The organism is Flavobacterium plantiphilum (genome assembly GCF_046000495.1).
Lineage (GTDB): Bacteria > Bacteroidota > Bacteroidia > Flavobacteriales > Flavobacteriaceae > Flavobacterium > Flavobacterium plantiphilum.
This window is the reverse complement of sequence record NZ_JBELQA010000001.1, coordinates 291,574-310,071: the sequence shown is the minus strand read 5'-3', so window position 1 is coordinate 310,071 and position 18,498 is coordinate 291,574. Positions and strand designations below refer to the sequence as shown.

Sequence of the window (18,498 nt, the reverse complement as noted above, 5' to 3'; positions counted from 1 at the left end):
ATACAACAATCAACTACACAAAAAAAACCGATAAAAAGAGTGAAATCAAAAGATTTTTACACTTTTCAGAGGCTTAATTAAAATTCTATATTATTAACTTATTTTTTAATCGTATAATAGGTGTTTTTTACTACAGGAATGCCATTACTGGTAATTCCCTCCAAAGCCACTTTCACTTTGGTTTCTACCTTTGTATTGTAATAATTCAGCGTACTGTTTCCCTCTTTGTCCGGATGCACATAAGGATTCCAGTAAATCGTATTTCTTACAGCGGCCTGATTATCTAACTCTGGATTTGGTTTTGCGGGATCGGGAGCATAAAATACCCTTGCAGTATAAAAACCATCAATATCTTTCTTAATGGAATGAAAAACTTCTTTTTTAGCATGTTGTCCGGTATTTGCTTTAGTAAAAATGGAAATAATACCATTTGCTGCCTCTTCTCCATAATAAGCTGTTGCAGTTGCTCCCTTTACTACTTCAATTTTTAATACATCTTCGGGCTGAATAAAACTTACCTGTCCTCTGTCAATAGCTACAAAACCATCAATAATAAAAAGTGGTGCTCCTTCAAAACGTGTAAAACGTACTGAATCATCGGTGGCAACAACACCTGGAATATTTTGTTCAATTAGTTGGAAAATATCCGTAAATGTAGCTACACTTTCGTCTGGAACATAACTGTTATCAGCAATTCCATAAAAAACCGGTGGCAGACTTTTCTTTTTAGAAACAATCTTAACTTCGTCCAGAATATTTTCAGATTGTACACCAAAAGCAGCAAATTTCCTGTAAACATTATCAACCAACATTCTTGTTGTTAGGTCCCAATTGATAGCTTTATTTTCGATTGAAATACTAATGGGGTTTTGTTCTATTGGATCTAATAATAATTCGCCTCTAAACTTCCCTTTCGCATTTCTGGAATTTAAAAACATACCTGTTTTTCCGGAAAACATCAGGTTTTCAAACTTAAAACCGCCCTCAGAATCTGTAGTAGCATTAAAAATATTAAAATGTTTTTTATTCATTAAAGCCAGTGTCATGGTATTATTTACTAATGCCTTTTCGCCAAGAAGTTGCTTTACCCTACCCGATATTGTAATTCCTTTTTCGGCAATATAATGAATTGAATCACTGATTTTAGGAGTTGTTTTCCAAATAAAATCACGCCAGCCCTGAGTTAACAATAAATTGTCTAAATGTTCCAGTCGTTTTGGATTGTTTGTATCAAAATAATAGCCGGGGTTATACACTTTTCCTCTAATATCTGATTCCATCAGGTAATAAGAACTAATAGTGGAATCATAACCTTTCTCTTCTGTTATTCCGTTCCTGTCCGTTACACTTAATGAAAAACTGGCCGATTTCCCAAGCCCCGCTTTTGATTTTGAAGTCACAGTAATAGTTGCTTTTTCATTAGGCTGATAAGTTGCTTTATCTGTTGTTATTTGTACATCCAAATCATGTTCTTTTTCAATATAAACTAATCGTTCGCTTAATGGTTTAGAACTACTGTCGTAAAGTGTAATTTGGCATATCCCTTCAGGAAGTTTGTCTTTTGCCAGTTCAAAAGAAAGATTGCTTTCAGTTAGCATTTGAGTTGTTTCAAAATAAGTGACTCCTCGCGACTTACAAACAACTGTAAGCTGTTCATTAGGATTAATTGCTAACGTCTCCGGATTTGTATTAATAACGATAATATTTCTGCCTTTAAAATTTCTAAAACTTAGAGCGTAACCGTTTTTAAGTGCATCAGGAAGATCGGTACGTTGTACTGTTCCTGTTTGAGTTTTAATTTTTACGTAATATTTTTTTCCGGTGTTGGGTATCATTTGAAATTTCCCCATACCATCATGAGCACTTTCAAATGAAGTAACCAGTTCACTATCGGAATCAAAAACATCTGCTGTAACAGTTATTGGATTTCCGTTGCCGTCAACTGCTTTGAATCCCACAACACTGGCTACATTATCTAAAAGCGAACCTCCTTCCGGAAAAAAATCAACCTTAATATTTTGTTTACCGGCATTATCCTCATCATTTTGAACCAATTCAAACTTTGATTTATTGGCCTTCGAATGGGATTCGAAAACATCAATAATTTGAATTTCTTTTTTAAAAATAAAATCTTCTCCAAAATTTCGATTCCAATTCGTATAAGCACGCAACTGATACATTCCTGGTTGGACACCAAGAGAATCCTGCAATTGAAAATCGCCGTTTCCCAATCCCATTTCCAGATTGGTCTTATTTCGGGCAATGATTTTAGAATCAGCCGAAATCAATTCAACATATAAGATGTTACTGTTGTCAAAAAGAATATTATTATAAGCACGCACATTATAAGCTTTGTACCACAAATCTTCACCCATAAAATAAATGGATCGGTCTGTATGAAGATAGACTTTTTCAACATCGGCAATTGTCTTTTTATCCTGTGCCTGCAAAAAACTCAATGAAGTAACCAACCAAAAGAAATAAATTAAAAAGCAATTTTTATTGCGAAAGACAGCTTTAGTCATATAAAACTCAGAATTTATATTAATACAAAATAATACTTCTTTTAATTCCTCTACGTCATAAGTATGAAAACACTTAGACAATTAAATATTAAGATAAGTAAAATTTTACTAAAATAGCTACTTAAAATAAATTATCTAACCTGTACTATCCTGTAAAATAGAGACTAAAGCTTTAATACTATTCCATTTTAAAAAATCACCTATTTTCTAAACAAAAAAACAGAAATAAAAAATGCTCTTTTGTAGTAAATACAATTATTTACCACAAAAAAGCATTCATTAAAATCAATTCTGCTTTATTAAACTAACTCTTTAAAAAACTGTTTTAAAACAACATCATTTTCAAGTGTTGGTGTAAAAACTTCTAGTATTACGGGCTGGTTATTTTGAGAATAGAATTGCTGTAAGCCTTCTTTTAAGCTTATTTTATCAGTAGCTATGATGTATTTAAAACCATACATTTTAGCCAAATGTTCGGCCGTTAAATGATGTGTTGTTTCAAAAAAAGTATTAAAAACGGCTGTTTGCTGATGCCCTGGTAAAATTCTGAAAATACCTCCACCACCATTATTGATAAGAATAATTTTGAAATTATCAGGAATATAATTGTTCCAAAGCGCATTACTGTCATATAAAAAACTCACATCGCCGCTAATAAAAACCGTTGGCTTATTATTGGCTACAGCCGCACCAATAGCGGTAGAAGTGCTTCCGTCAATTCCGCTCGTACCGCGATTACAAAATACTTCAATCGAAGGATCAATTTCCATTAATTGTGCGTATCGAATGGCCGAACTGTTACTGATTTGCAATTGGCTGTCTTTTGGTAAACTTTTAATAATAGTGTCAAAAGCCAGAAAATCTGAAAAAGGAGTGTTTTTTAAAAAGAGCGACTGCTTTTCTTTTCTAATGGATTTTATATGATTCATTTTCGCAAAATAATCACTTTTAATACTTTTAGTCTGAGGTAAAAAAGTTTCAAAAAAAGTATTGGGATTCACCTCAAAATGCTTTGTTAAAACACCAAAAGTATCGTAAGCACGCAAAGGATCAATATGCCAATGTTGTTTGGGTTTATACTTTCGTAAAAAAGCTTTGATGCGTTTGGAAACAATCATTCCGCCAAAAGTGATTAGAATTTCCGGACAGAAATCTTCAAAATCAGCATCCGTGAATGGGGTGATTATGGTGTCAATATTCGAAATAAAATCAGGATGGTGTAAATTAGAAGTTGTTTCTGTCATTACCACAACCGATTCATCTTTCGCTAAAGTTTCCAAAGTGGAATCCGAAATTAAATTAGGATTATTTACTCCTACCAATACTAATTTCTTAGTAGATTGATTCCAAATATCCGCAAAAGCTGTTAAATCTTCTAAAGGAGTTATGGGATTCAAACTGGCAAAATTATGAGTCATTACATCAACTGAAAGCTCCGAAACGGTTTCATACAAAGGTTCTTCAAAAGGTGCATTAATATGAACAGGACCTTTTTTATAGAAAGCTGTATCAATGGCATCGTTGATTTTATGATCGTTTGTTTTTGAAGCTTCTTCGGTTAAATTAGCATTATACAAAGAATGATTAGCAAAAACATTTTCCTGACGAATGGTTTGTCCATCGCCAATATCAATTTTGTTTTGTGGTCTGTCAGCCGAAATAACAATCAAAGGAATCTGACTGTAAAAAGCTTCGGCAACAGCCGGATAATAATTCAGCAATGCCGAACCTGAAGTACATACTACAGCCACAGGTCGCCGGATTTGCTGGGCTATTCCCAACGCAAAAAATGCTGCACAGCGTTCATCAGCAATACTGTAACATTTAAAATCAGGATTAGAGGCAAAACCAATGGTTAACGGAGCATTTCTGGATCCGGGAGAAATTACGATATCGGTAACTCCTTTGGCTAAGCAAATTTGGATGATGCTTTGCGCTAAAGGTATTTTGGGGTAAATCATTGTTTTTATTTCAAAGAGTCAAAGATACAAAGATGACCTTATTTTAAAGCCAAATATTTATACTAAAAACATAAAATAATTACATTTAAATATAAATCTTCTATACAAAAAAGCGATTTCTAAATTGATTTAGAAATCGCTTTTAAAAGAATATAAATTTTATTTATTGTTTAATCCAGTTTACAATTTCCGGAGCATCCGGTTTAGTTTTAGAATAATACACTTCCACCAAATGGCCTTTTTCATCAATCAGGTACTTTTGGAAATTCCATTTTACTTCTGAATCTTTTACGCCATTTTTCTCTTTTTGGGTTAAAAATTGATAAATCGGACTCATATCAGCTCCTTTTACAGAAATTTTATCCATCATTGGGAACGTAACTCCGTAATTTAATTTGCAAAAAGATTCAATTTCTTCATTAGTTCCAGGCTCTTGTCCGTTAAAATTATTAGCCGGAAAACCAATTACAGTGAAACCCTTGTCTTTGTATTGCTTATAGATGGCTTCTAATTGCTCATATTGTGGTGTAAAACCACATTTTGAAGCTGTATTTACAATCAACACCTTTTTTCCTTTTAAAGAAGAAAAATCAAAAGTGTTTCCTGATAAATCTTCTGTTTTAAACTGATAAATACTTTGTGGATCCATGGTTGCTTTTGTTTTTTTATGCTGTGCCTGAGTCATTCCGCTAAAAAGGATAAAGGCAGTACAGACCGCAAATAATAGGTTTTTCATATCATTTATTTTTTTTATAAAATTAGTTAAATTCTACATACACCTATTATTTTCAAAGAGTAATTTCAATTAAACATTGGTTAAATAAAACTTAATATTCCTCCATATAAAATAAAAAACGGAATCAAAAAATAATTCTCATTCTTTAATTGCATAAAAATCATACATTTCTAAATAAGTTTCATAAGTTTGTATTGCAAAAAAAATCCAAAACTATGAGCCAGGACGAATTATTAGTTTTAATCTACAGGAAGGACGAAAAGGCTTTTACACATCTGTATGATATGTATGCGAAAAGTCTTTTTTCTGTAATAAGTGTTCTTATTAAAAACACAGAGGAAGCAGAAGATGTGCTTCAGGAAGTATTTGTAAAAATCTGGAAAAATCTGGATACTTATAACGAAAGTAAAGGTCGTTTTTATACCTGGATTCTCAATATTGCCCGTAATACTTCAATTGATAAATTACGCTCTAAAAACTTTAATAACAGTCAAAAAAACCTTTCCTCTGATAATTTCGTAAATCTATTAGAAGACAGTAACAAACTGAACAGTAAAGTTGACGGAATAGGAATGCAGGAATTTATTAAAAGGTTAAAACCCAAATGTATCCAGATAATAGATTTATTATTTTTTAAAGGCTATACTCAACAAGAAGCAGCGGAAGAACTGGAGATTCCTCTGGGAACAGTAAAAACACATAACAGAAACTGTATTAATGATTTAAGAAACTATTTGAAAGTATAGTACAATGGAAACGAAAGAATATATAGAATCAGGGATATTAGAACTTTATGTTTATGGTTTATTATCAGAAGTAGAAAGTGAAGAAGTAGCAGCAATGGCTAAAAAACACCCCGAAATCAACGCTGAAATTATAGCAATTGAAAAATCAGTTGTGGCACTATCATCCAGCTTCTCACCATTTCAATCAGCTGAAAATTACGCTAAGATTAAAGAAAAATTAAATTTACAAGCCGCTGAAGTAATCCCAATGACTCCTAAGAAAAATTGGTCACAATACATTGGCTGGGCTGCTGCAATCGTATTATTGGCTGGAATTGTGTTCCAATACAACCAATTAGAAGAAACCAATAATCAGGTAGTGAATACTTCTATTGAAAAAGCAAAAATTGAAAAAGAACGAAATGAACTAGCTGTAAAAAAAGCAGCTGTAGAGAAAAACTTAGCAGTTATCAAAGATGTTAACAATACTGTAGTTACTCTGGGTGGTCAGGCTGTAGCTCCGGAATCTTCCGCTAAAGTGTATTGGAACAAAGAAACGCAAGTGGTTTATGTAGACGCAACGGGCTTACCGGAACCACCTAAAGGAATGGTATATCAGGTTTGGGCTTTAAAATTAAATCCGCTTACGCCAACAAGCATTGGATTACTGGATAATTTTGATAAAAACGACCAACGCTTTTTTGCTGTTAATAATACCGGTGATGCAGAAGCTTTCGGGATTACTCTGGAACCTGCAGGCGGAAGCTTAACACCTACAATGGAACAATTGTATACTTTAGGAAAAGTATAATTCCATTCGAAATTTAAAATACTAAAAAGGCTTTCTCATGAAAGTCTTTTTTTGTTTCATACAGTTCTAGTTTGCATTGATTATATTTGCACAATTATAATTTTTCATGAGCTATACCCTCCTTTCCTCGCCTCTTCAGGGATTTACCGATTTTCGTTTTAGAAATGCCCAAAACAAATATTTTGGAGGAATTGATACTTTCTATTCTCCTTACATTCGTTTAAACGGAAAACTCATTATCAAATCATCTTATCAACGGGACTTGCTTCCTGAAAATAATGAAGGATTAGAAGTGATTCCGCAAGTGATTACTAATGATGCGGACGAATTTTTGTTTGTTTCCAAATATGTTCAGGAATTAGGATACAAAGAATTGAATTGGAATTTAGGCTGTCCGTATCCAATGGTAACCAAATCCGGAATGGGTTCCGGACTGATTTGCCAGAGTGAAAAAATTGATGACATTCTTAAAAGAGTACATGCCGAATCAGATATCCTTGTTTCGATGAAAATGCGCTTGGGATATGATAATGCCGAGGAAATTCTGGATGTTTTACCGTTGTTAGAAAAATATCCCATTAAAAATGTAGCCATTCATGCCCGCATTGGAAAACAATTATACAATGGCGGAGTGAATTTAGACGGTTTCCAGCAATGTGTAGATAATACTAAACTAAAACTGTACTACAACGGCGATATCACTTCGGTAGCTCAATTTCACAAAATGCAGGAACGCTTTCCATCGATTGATCATTGGATGATTGGTCGCGGATTAATTGCCGATCCTTTTTTACCTTCCATGATTAAAAACAACAGCTCCGAATATCCGTCCAACAAAATGGAATTATTCAGTGATTTTCATGATACTTTGTACGCTGGTTATAGCGAATCTTTATCAGGAGCGACGCATATTCTGCTAAAAATGCACCATCTCTGGGAGTACTTTTCAGTTATTTTCTCGAATCCACACAAAGTGCATAAAAAGATCAAAAAGGCGAAAAGTATCCGGAATTATGAGCAGGCGGTTAGGGAGATTATTAAGGAGGGGTAGGTTTCCAATAGATAATACCAAAAAAATCTGCTTAACTACAATTTACCAGAAAAAATAATACATTTGTTAAAATTAGGCTATTCAGTAGTTCTGTACGCCTAAAATTGGTTAGATTACCGCTATTTATAAAGTATACTGTTAGTGACAATCGCCAAAAACTATACGGAAATCTCCATTAAAACTTATGAAAAAAAACATCCAAATTATAGGGTTTTACTTTTTACTTTTCAATTTAACTGCTTTTGGTCAATCAGTTAAAATGGAAAAGGACTCACTTTGGACAATAGACGAAATTTCTAACATGTCTGTTTATTTATATCAAAAAGTCACCGATACATCAGGAATAGGTGGAACTGGAACAATAATTAACCATAATAAACGGTATTTTCTTTTAACTGCTAATCATGTTGCAAAAGAAATGAAAATAAATTCACAAATTGTTTTTCGTATAACAGGTGATAAACCCGTAATTTTTAATCTTTCTTTATTTACTCCTAACCATAAAATTGATTGGATTAACCATATCGAGGCAGATTTATCTATTATTGAACTTTTACCTGTTAATAATGATGTTCAAAAACGATTTTATGAATCCTCATTTTCATCAAAGTTTATATATAAAGGACAAGATACCTTACCGAGAGATAATGATGTAACATTTTTTGGTTATCCATTACTTGATTTAGATCTTAAACATTTTTCATCACTTAGTTTTACTGCATATCTTGCAAGTGGTTTAATTACCAATAAAAGATATGATACTAAATCAAAATGCACTTTTTATTACTTGGATCAACCTAGTATGCAAGGAGCAAGTGGTGGCGGTGTATTTTGTTCAGTAAAAAAAACAATGTATATGGGCTTAGGTAGAACATTATTAATTGGAGTTGTTCACGGAACAGCTGGAGATAATACTGGTGGAAAATTAGCAGCAATCACGCCATCATTTTACATTTGGGATTTATTGAATAATTTAAATTAAATTTCAAAACTTTGAATGTTCGGTTTGGCTAGAAACTAACGGAGTATCCCACTTAATTCAAATAAGAAAGGTCCAACTGCAGAGTTGAACCTTTTTACATTAAAATGAAACCTATTTATTTCTTATAATACTTTCGGTATGTGGGGTATGTGATCGCTCCAATTAGAGCAATTCCTCCCAGCGAATAATAAATCCAGTTTAGTGAATGTGCTTCCCCACTGGCATACGAATGCAATCCTACCAAGTGGAAATTAACTCCGTAATACGTAAACAAAATGGAAATAAAAGCAAACATACTCATTAAGTTAAAAACCCATTTCCCTCGTAATGCGGGTACAAAACGAGCATGAATTACAAAAGCATATACCATAATACTGATTAAAGCCCAAGTCTCTTTTGGGTCCCAGCCCCAGTAACGTCCCCAGCTTTCATTAGCCCATTGTCCGCCCAGGAAGTTCCCAATAGTCAACATAATCAATCCGATGGTTAATGCCATTTCGTTGATATAAGTTATTTCCTTAATATTTAAATCCATCTTGGTTTTGTTCTTTTCATTGGTAAAAAAGATTAATACCAACGATACAAACCCAAGTATAAATCCTAATGCAAACGGGCCATAACTCGCTACAATTACCGCAACGTGAATCATTAACCAATAGGAATTCAACACCGGCTGCAGATTAGCAATTTCCGGATCAATCCAGTTCATGTAGGCTGCCATTAAAATCATTGCAGTTACAAAAGCCGATGAAGCAACAGTCAGCTTTGATTTGATATCGAAAGCCAAACCAAAAAACATCGTTGCCCAGGAAACATACACAATCGATTCATAAGCATTACTCCATGGCGCATGTCCTGAAATGTACCAGCGCGCAATTAATCCTAAGGTATGCAATGCAAATAATAATCCAATGAAAATATGCATTCCGTTAACTAAGTAATTCAGTACTTTTCTTTCTTTGAATATTTTTAAGATAGTGAACAGAAGCATTAAAATAGCCGCTGTTAAATACCAATATGGTAATTTTTGGAAAACATCGTATTTGTTATACAAAATCTCCATACTGACTTTGTCTTCTGAAGGCAATACTTTTTCACCATATTTTCTTTGAAAACCATGAATACTTTCCAGCAAATCATCTGAATTTTTATAATCTCCTGAGACAGCAGCATTCGTCAAAGAACCAAAATACAATGGTAAAACGCTTTTAGTGTACGTAGAATCCATGCCTTTTAAGCCTGCTGTTGCTAAATCGTTAACAGAAATCCATTTGTTATTAGCATCATTCGGAATCGGGAAAATTTTCAAAATAGTTCCGCTTAAAGCTGATTCCATCAGGTTGACTTTCTTATCGGTTTCTACAAAGTCTTTTTCAAACTGATTTGGATTTGCGGCCTGATATGCTGCTTCCAAATAAGGAGATAATTTATAGTTACCCTGCCCGTCAAAAAAGGCAATAAAAGGAGCGTATTTGGCCTTAGTATCAATACCAATAATTTTACGGATACTGTCATTGCCGCTTTTAATGTAAATCAAAGGAACCTCAATCCATAATTGTGCATACTGTGACATGGACAAAAATACCTGATCAGAGTTCATGCCTTTGTATTCATTAGCATGGCTTACTTTTCGCAACAATTCAGACGAAAAAGTATTAATCGGTTTCATTCTTCCGCCTGCATCCTGAATGATTAATCGACCAAACTGAGCGGCATGCTTTTCAGAAACTTTATATTTTGTAAGTAAGGAATCTATTTGTTTTTCCGTCGGAGCCACTCTTGCCGGCATTGTTCCCGCCTGTTCTGTATGTGCGTGATTATGCCCGGCTTCCTGTTCGGTATGTTCATGATTGTGGTCGTGCCCTTCATGATCATGGTCGTGATCCTGCATTTGTGCAAAACCATTGAAGCTTAAGAACAAAACTAAAATGGTAATTAGTTTTTCTTTTTTGGTTTTAACGACATCCAATTTTCGTTTCAAATCAGCAAAACGGGAATGCTTGGTAAACATAATTGCCATCAATGAAAAAAACAACAAAAAATAACCGGCATAAGTAATATTCGTTCCCCAGAAATCATGATTTACTGATAATATGGTTCCTTTTTCATCAGGATCAAAACCTGATTGAAAAAAACGATAGCCTTTATGGTCTAATACGTGATTCATATAAATTCGGGCATCAAAGGATTTTTCTGCTGAATCCTGAACGGTTACCTTACTTTCAAACGAAGAATAACTTTTCTCTGTTCCGGGATATTTTTCAGCTATAAAATCATTCAATTGAATTTTAAATGGTAAAATATAAGCTTTACTGCCGTAGAATAAAGAATATTCAATGTTTCCAATTTTTACTGTTTTTGGTTCTCCAGTTTTCCCTTTAGAACCCAGCAGCGTAATTTCTTTTTCCTGTCCTTCGGCATTTACGGTTACAACCAGAGCATCTTCGTGATTTTTAGCTTTAAAGTCATTATTGGATTCATACTCAATAGTTCCTCTCACAGCAGGATCCGGAAAAACGATTCTGATATCACCAATACTGTATAACGAACGCATCATCAACGGCTGAACATTATCTTTAGTTACCGCTCCCTGAAACTTATCAGCCATACGCATAAAGTTTCCTTCAAATGGTGTTTCTATAGTATATTCTTTTCCGTCAAAATTAATGTTGATAGCACCATCAGTAGGTTTATTCAAAGCAAAAAGTACGTTATGAATATTCTGCACTTCGCCTTCTTTCAGAAAATGTTCTTCACGTCCGCCATCACCGGCTTCCACTAATTTCATGTATAAAGTTCCGTTAGCATCAGGTTTTATATACTCTTTTGCTCCCATAATAAAGTTTTTGTATTTTACTTCAAAGGGAGTATCGGCAAATTGTCCTGAAACAGAGAAATTATTATCCGTTACCGGGGAAAGTAATAAACGTTTTTCAAAAACGCGTCGTTTCATTTCGCCCTTATATTCTCCATCAACAAAAACAGATAAAAAGGTTTTCTCGGAATAGAATTGGTTTTCAGCAGCGCCTTCGCGAATAGGCATCACGCCTTCATAACTAATGTAACGGGTGATAAAAGCACCTAACAGAATTAAAATAAAAGCCAAATGCAACAATAAAGTAGCCCATTTTTCTTTTTTTAATAATTGGTAACGTTTGATATTTCCGATGAAGTTTATCATAAAAAACACCATAATTCCCTCAAACCACCAGGTATTATAAACCCAGATTCGGGCTGTATCCGTATTGTATTTACTTTCGATGAAAGTTCCTGTTGCCATTGCTACTGCAAAAGCAATAAAAAGAAAAGCCATTAAGCGGGTAGAAAATAAAAAAGAGTAGATTTTTTTATCCATTTTAAAAGGATTGCGTTTTATAAAAGTGCGACAAAAGTACTCAAAAATGTTGAGTACTAAAGCGGTGTAATTGTTAATTTAATCCAAAATTAAGAACCACTAACTCCTTATGTAATCTTCTTTTATGAATGCAAAAATTATATGTTTTTTTACTCAGCCAGCTTTTTCAGACTATCATAAACTGCCAGTTCCACATCAGCCGGATTCCTGATATTGAATTGTTCCAGCAATTCATTCAAATATGCTTTACTGATATTTCTTTTATTTTCAATCGTTTGTAAAAGTAATCCGCTCACCTTACTTAAATTATTCGACATTGGTAAAACAGGCTGAATTAAAGGAGCATTGGCACTCAAACGAGTTAAATCTAAATCCATAGCTATCCATTTTTTTAAATAATCAGTCACTATTTTTTGATTAACCAACTCCTTATTTTCTAAATAGTTTTTTACTGCTTTATTAAACTCATAAGCATCAGCTGCATCGGCAGTACAGGCATCAGCAAACAAAGTTAACGGAGAATACATCATGTATTTTTTTCCTCCTCCATTGCGTTTGTAAATTTTGTAAGGTTCGCAAATATTCGTAAAATCATTTAAAGATTGGGTATCCTGATAATTACTGATGTTTCTTAAGATTACTTGTTTATTTCGAATATGTGTCAAACCAATTTCTTCTAACCGAAATGAAATTTGCTTCAACCGCTTGTGCATACTTTCCAGATTTGTCACGGTGTCATTAGACCACAATCTTTCGGCAATAGCTGCTGTACGAGGCCATATTCTGGAATCTATCGTTAAAGGCGTTACAAGTTCACTCCACATAGTGGCTTCACCTCCCAGAATTCCTGCTTTTTCCTCTTGGGTCAAAACCACATTTTCAGGCATTGGATCATTCAGATAATGACTGTCTACACCCAGCATCAAATCGATATAATAACCATTTGACAATACTGTTTTATAGCCATTTTTGACGGCTTTTACAAGAGAAGCTCCTGGCTCAAGACCCTCATTTACTCCCCTCCAGGAATGAATAACAGCATTCTTTGGCATCTCTTTAGTCATGATCTCCTCCCACCCCATCAGTTTTTTGCCATGTTTTTCTAACATTGGAACTAATTTCAAATTAAAATAAGTTTGCAAATCATGATTGGTCTCTAAATGATTTTTTCTTTTAAATTTCTGTATTTTGTGATTAGCATCCCATTCCTTCCCGTTATTTTCATCCCCGCCAATATGAAAGTAAGGACCGGGGAACAACGGACAAACTTCATCAAAAATTTCACTTAGTATTTGATAAGTTAAAGGATTAGAAGGATCTAAAGCAGGATTGTGAATTCCTGATCTGATTTCGACAGCATAAGGTTCTTCACCAGATAACCGACTTCCTATTTCGGGATAAGCTGTTAATATTGCCGATGCATGCCCGGGAACATCAATTTCCGGAACCACCATAATCCCTTTTTCATCAGCATATTTCACCACTTCTTTAATTTCTTCCTGAGTATAAAAACTACCATTAGAAGCTAACTCCGTAAGTTTGGGATGCTTCTTTATTTCAATTCGCCAACCCTGATCGTCAGCTAAGTGCCAGTGAAAAACATTCATTTTAACAGCAGCCATTCCGTCCAGATTTCGCTTAATTACGTTAACAGGCTGAAAATGCCGCGAACCGTCAATCATTAAGCCACGCCAGGAAAATCTTGGTTTATCTTCAATTACAACTGAAGGAAAATAAAATGAAGTTCTATTATTCTGAAGCAGCTGCGAAAGTGTTTCTAAAGCATGAAGCGCACCCAAATCATTCGTTGCTTCTATCTGAATCTTATTTGACTGTACAGATAAATGATAACTTTCATCATCATGGATTCCGGTTTCTCCTTTTTGAAGGCAATTAATTTGTAATTGTGCTTCCGGAAATTCATCTTTTTTTGATATAAAACCCTGATTGAAAAACAATCCCGTTCTTTCATCCAATCTTCTTAAAAAAACAGTAGCTGCTTTGAAAATTCTGGAATCTGGGTTTCCGGAAATATTTATTTTGAAATCTTTAGTTAATAAAAAAGTATGATTTAAAACAACTACTTTTTGTGGCAAAGGCATTAAACTTAACTGCTGTTCCTTTTTAGTTTGAGCATTTGAACTAACAACAATTAATAACAGAAATAAATATTTCATAGTGCTGATACATTTATAAATTACAAAAAAAACGATATACAGCCCATAAAGATAACTGTTTTAAAAAGATTAATTTAAAAAAACATTTGTTTAAATGCCTTGAAAAACGAGCATTCACATGGACAAATCATTCATAAATCAGGAGTATTTAATCAATCATAACATTCTGTCAACATTCTTCTAAATTTGGGCTTTCTATTATTTTTTTATTCAGTTTTTTAAAAATACTTTTACCTGCACTAAAAAAAACACTTCACTAAAAAAACACCTGAAAAATTATGGATTCTGAAAATTTACAAACAAAATGGGGGCAGTTTATTTCTCTGGTAACCGTATTCTTTTTTTGGGGATTTGTTGGCTCTGCCAATGACATTTTAATACCTGTCTTTAAAAAAGTATTTACCTTATCACAAGTTCAATCCCAATTAGTAGCCTGGGCATTTTATGCGGCTTATTTTGTGGGTTCTTTAATTTTTTTCCTGATATCATTAAAATCAGATGTATTACAAAGATTTGGCTATAAAAAAACTCTAGCTGCCGGTTTAACACTTTCGGCATTGGGTTCTTTTCTGTTTGTTCCGGCTGCCACTATGGAAAGTTTTCCTTTTTTTTTAACAGCACTTTTTACTGTAGGATTGGGTTTTTCAATCCAGCAAATTGTAGCTAATCCGTTAGCTATAAAAATGGGAAGTCCTGTAACCGGCGCCCACCGATTAACATTAGCCGGAGGAGTTAATTCATTCGGAACCACTATCGGTGCTATCTTACTTGGTATCGCACTGTTTGGAATGGGAGATAATCAAAAAACAGCTCTTTCATTAGAAGATATTAAACTTCCGTTTATTATACTCGGAATGGCGTTTATTGCGGTAGCGCTTTTTATGTTACTTTCAAAAATAGAAGATCCCGCTAAAGAAGAAGAGGTAAAAATAGAAGCCGGAAATAAAAAATTTGCTATAAAAGATTATCCACAGTTGTATTTAGGGATGATTGCTATCTTTATTTATGTAGGAACCGAAGTTACTATAATAAGCAACCTTCCAGCTTTATTAAAAACTGCCGAATTTGGAAATATACTGGAAGAAGCCATTCCTCCATTCATCGCTTTGTATTGGGGAAGTTTAATGATTGGACGCTGGAACGGCGGAGTAAATGTGTTTAATACTTCTAAAACAACTACCATCGCACTTAAATTTATTGTTCCGGCATTAGCTTTTGGAGTCATTATTTTTACTAATATTTTTGCTGAACACAATGTTTCTGCCTTCTATATTTATCCTGCATGGATATTGCTTTTTATACTGATTAGTTTTATTGGAGGAAAAAATGCCGGCAAGACTTTAATGCTTTTTGGAGTTTCAGGATTAGTGATGATGTTAATTGGCTTAATATACCCAGACAGGGAAATTGCAAAATTCTTTTTTATCTCAGGTGGATTGTTTTTATCAATAATGTGGCCGTCTATTTTTGATTTAGCCATTGCAGGTTTAGGAAAAAATACCGGAAAAGCGTCTTCTTTTTTAATTATGATGATTCTGGGAGGTGGTATAATTCCTTTAATTCAGGGAAGAATATGCGATTTTGACTTAAGTAACCCGGAAGGAATTATAGGGATTTCCTGGACGCATTTTTCATATATCGTTCCGCTTTTAGGATTTGCTTATTTAGGTTTTTATGGTTTTTACTGTCCTAAAATCTTAAAAAAACAAGGTGTTTTCTATGTCGAAACCGAAGGTGGTGGGCATTAGAAAAATACCGTTATATTTTATATGTAAAAAGTCATCAAACTTATTTTGATGACTTTTTTACTGAAACAACATATTCAGAATTTAAATAATAGAATAATTGATTTTTTAAAAATATATTTGTTCAAAATTTTGAAAATGAAAAAACAATTAGTCCTGTTTATCTGTATCCTTTTTATTACTTCCTGTGGAGTGAAACAAACGCGAAACCTGTTGACTTCCGGAAATTATGACGAGGCAATTGATAATGCTGTTTATAACTTACGCTCAAACAAAGACAAGAAAGGAAATCAGGATTATGTATACCTGCTCGAAGAAGCTTTTGCAAAAGCAAAAGAAAGGGATTTAAACCATTTAAACCTGTTAGAACAGGAGAAAAACCCAGCGAATCTGGAGAAAATTTTTAACACCTATATTCAGTTAGATAACAGACAGGAAAAAATAAAACCTTTACTTCCGTTAAAATTTATAAAAGAAGGTAAGAATGCCAAATTTCCATTCGATAATTATAACAAACAAATTGCAGAAAGTAAAAATGCTTTATCTCAATTTTTATATACCAATAGTATCGCTTTATTAAAATCTTCCGATAAAAAACAAATCAGAAAAGCTTATGACGATTTAGAATATCTGAATCAAATCAATCCTAATTACAACAATACTTTACAACTTCAGCAGGAAGCATTAAACAAAGGAAGATATTATGTAAATGTAGCATTACGCAATCAGACTAATATGGTTATTCCTGTGGCTTTGCAAAATGATTTATTGAATTTCAACACTTTCGGAATGGATGATAAATGGACTGTTTATCACAATACTTTTCAGAATAAGACAGAATACGACTATCAGATTATTATTAATTTCAAAGCAATCAATATCACACCGGAACAAATTAAAGAAAAAGAATTTGTTAAAGAAAAAGTAATTAAAGACGGTGTAAAAGATCTTTTAGACAAAAACGGAAAGCAGGTAAAAGACAGCCTTGGAAAAGTGATTAAGGTGGATAATTTAAAAACTATTGTCATCCGAATAAAAGAATTTAATCAGTTTAAAGCATGCCAGATTACAGCTACTGTGGATTATGTTGATTACAAAAACAAACAAGTCTTACACAGCTTCCCTTTAGCATCTGAATCTGTTTTCAGAAATGATTATGCAACTTACAAAGGTGATAAAAGAGCTACTGAAGAAGCTTATTATTCTTATTTTAATCGAAAATTAGTTCCGTTTCCCAGCAATGAGCAAATGATTTATGATGCAGGAGAAGATTTAAAAGTGAGGCTGAAGGATATTTTTACTAAAAACAAAATCAGTAATTAATTTCTGGAAAGATTTAATTATAATCTATTTAAACTGCGTTTCTAAATGTTAAAATAAATTATAAAATCGTGTTCAGTTTCAAAAATATGCTTACTTTTGCTGCAATGAATTACAAAAGTCTACATATTACTACCTTGTCACGGATAGACAAACCAGTTACTTCGCCCGAAGTACGGATACTTGTATAGTATCTAAAATGCTTTTGTTTTATTATATTCATTCTTTTATTAGTACCACATTGAAATTACAGCCGTTATCCGTTGGATTAACATATCCAAAAAGTGAAATTTTATTTATTTTATATTCCTACATTTTTTCTTGTTGGTTTTATTATGTTAATTTTGCAATCAATTTCAAAAAAGGTTCAAGACTAAAATATAATTATTTAACTTTTTTTAACCCAAAATTCATCTTTTGAAATGAATATCTCTATTGTTATAGCTCAGGAAGAACATTTTAAGTACGCACAAATTATTTGCGATACGATAGAAACGTCTGCCCTATTGAGAGGAACCGGAATAGCAAAAAGAACTCCTGAGTACATCCAGAAAAAAATGGAAAACAGGGATGCCGTTATCGCATTAGATAAAAACGGTGATTTTGCAGGTTTCTGCTATATCGAAAGTTGGCAACACGGTAAATTTGTTGCTCACTCCGGATTAATTGTACATCCTGATTTTAGAAATTTAGGCTTAGCCAAAAAAATAAAAACCTTTGTATTTGACTATTCTTTAAAAAAATACCCAGGAGCCAAAGTTTTTGGTATTACTACTGGTTTAGCAGTAATGAAAATCAATTCTGATTTAGGATACAAACCAGTTCCTTTTTCTGAGTTGACTAATGACCCTACTTTCTGGTCCGGTTGTAAAACCTGTACTAATTTTGAAATTTTAAAAAGTAAAGATTACAAAATGTGTTTGTGTACAGGAATGTTATACGATCCTGCCGAAAAGCCAAAAGATCCGCCTAAACATCCATTTAATGTCCGGATCTGGAATCGTTTGAAAAAAATCAAGCAAGCGTTGTTTTTAGAAAACAAAGACGAATATGTCAAATTATTTAAAAAATTAAATCTAATCAGCTAAAAGCCAAAAGCCGATAGCATAT

Annotated in this window: 12 protein-coding genes; 7 read left to right on the top strand and 5 right to left on the bottom strand. The window is 33.3% G+C overall.

Translation table 11 applies throughout. The annotated features are described in order from the left end of the window. Window positions 1-98 precede the first annotated feature (98 nt). The 3 genes from ABS764_RS01275 to ABS764_RS01265 all read right to left on the bottom strand — a co-directional run bounded on the left by ABS764_RS01275 (window position 99) and on the right by ABS764_RS01265 (window position 5,222). Window positions 99-2,525 (bottom strand): TonB-dependent receptor plug domain-containing protein, encoded by a 2,427-nt coding sequence (locus tag ABS764_RS01275; RefSeq protein WP_408079159.1) that lies wholly within the window; start codon window positions 2,523-2,525, stop codon window positions 99-101. 299 nt (window positions 2,526-2,824) lie between these two features. Beyond that, window positions 2,825-4,486 (bottom strand): 2-succinyl-5-enolpyruvyl-6-hydroxy-3-cyclohexene-1-carboxylic-acid synthase, encoded by a 1,662-nt coding sequence (menD, locus tag ABS764_RS01270; protein WP_408079157.1) that lies wholly within the window; start codon window positions 4,484-4,486, stop codon window positions 2,825-2,827. Between the two features lie 163 nt (window positions 4,487-4,649). Beyond that, on the bottom strand, window positions 4,650-5,222 hold the full coding sequence (locus ABS764_RS01265; RefSeq protein WP_408079155.1) for a glutathione peroxidase: 573 nt from the start codon (window positions 5,220-5,222) through the stop codon (window positions 4,650-4,652). Between the two features lie 215 nt (window positions 5,223-5,437). On the opposite strand from ABS764_RS01265, the gene ABS764_RS01260 reads away from it, so the two are divergent. From ABS764_RS01260 to ABS764_RS01245, 4 genes are all read left to right on the top strand, one after another. Continuing rightward, window positions 5,438-5,968, top strand: a complete 531-nt coding sequence (locus ABS764_RS01260; RefSeq protein ID WP_408079153.1) for an RNA polymerase sigma factor — start codon at window positions 5,438-5,440, stop codon at window positions 5,966-5,968. A 4-nt stretch (window positions 5,969-5,972) separates the two neighbouring features. Then, window positions 5,973-6,758 (top strand): anti-sigma factor, encoded by a 786-nt coding sequence (locus tag ABS764_RS01255; protein WP_408079151.1) that lies wholly within the window; start codon window positions 5,973-5,975, stop codon window positions 6,756-6,758. 106 nt (window positions 6,759-6,864) lie between these two features. Further along, window positions 6,865-7,809 (top strand): tRNA dihydrouridine synthase, encoded by a 945-nt coding sequence (locus ABS764_RS01250; RefSeq protein WP_408079149.1) that lies wholly within the window; start codon window positions 6,865-6,867, stop codon window positions 7,807-7,809. A 184-nt stretch (window positions 7,810-7,993) separates the two neighbouring features. Next, on the top strand, window positions 7,994-8,791 hold the full coding sequence (locus ABS764_RS01245; protein WP_408079147.1) for a serine protease family protein: 798 nt from the start codon (window positions 7,994-7,996) through the stop codon (window positions 8,789-8,791). A 115-nt stretch (window positions 8,792-8,906) separates the two neighbouring features. Here ABS764_RS01245 and ccsA read toward each other — a convergent pair whose 3' ends face one another. Both ccsA and ABS764_RS01235 read right to left on the bottom strand, forming a co-directional pair. Then, entirely contained in the window at window positions 8,907-12,146 is a 3,240-nt protein-coding gene (gene ccsA / locus ABS764_RS01240) for a cytochrome c biogenesis protein CcsA (protein WP_408079145.1), read from the bottom strand. A 149-nt stretch (window positions 12,147-12,295) separates the two neighbouring features. Further along, complete coding sequence (locus ABS764_RS01235) at window positions 12,296-14,323, bottom strand: beta-N-acetylhexosaminidase (protein ID WP_408079143.1); 2,028 nt, start codon at window positions 14,321-14,323, stop codon at window positions 12,296-12,298. A 278-nt stretch (window positions 14,324-14,601) separates the two neighbouring features. Here ABS764_RS01235 and ABS764_RS01230 point away from each other — a divergent pair, with 278 nt between their 5' ends. The 3 genes from ABS764_RS01230 to ABS764_RS01220 all read left to right on the top strand — a co-directional run bounded on the left by ABS764_RS01230 (window position 14,602) and on the right by ABS764_RS01220 (window position 18,476). Continuing rightward, window positions 14,602-16,071, top strand: a complete 1,470-nt coding sequence (locus ABS764_RS01230; protein ID WP_408079141.1) for an MFS transporter — start codon at window positions 14,602-14,604, stop codon at window positions 16,069-16,071. 135 nt (window positions 16,072-16,206) lie between these two features. Beyond that, the gene (locus tag ABS764_RS01225; protein WP_408079139.1) at window positions 16,207-17,391 is read left to right on the top strand and encodes a hypothetical protein; all 1,185 of its coding nucleotides are present in this window, start codon (window positions 16,207-16,209) and stop codon (window positions 17,389-17,391) included. Between the two features lie 419 nt (window positions 17,392-17,810). Next, window positions 17,811-18,476, top strand: coding sequence for a GNAT family N-acetyltransferase (locus ABS764_RS01220; RefSeq protein ID WP_408079137.1), 666 nt, complete (start codon window positions 17,811-17,813; stop codon window positions 18,474-18,476). The last annotated feature ends 22 nt before the right edge of the window (window positions 18,477-18,498 follow it).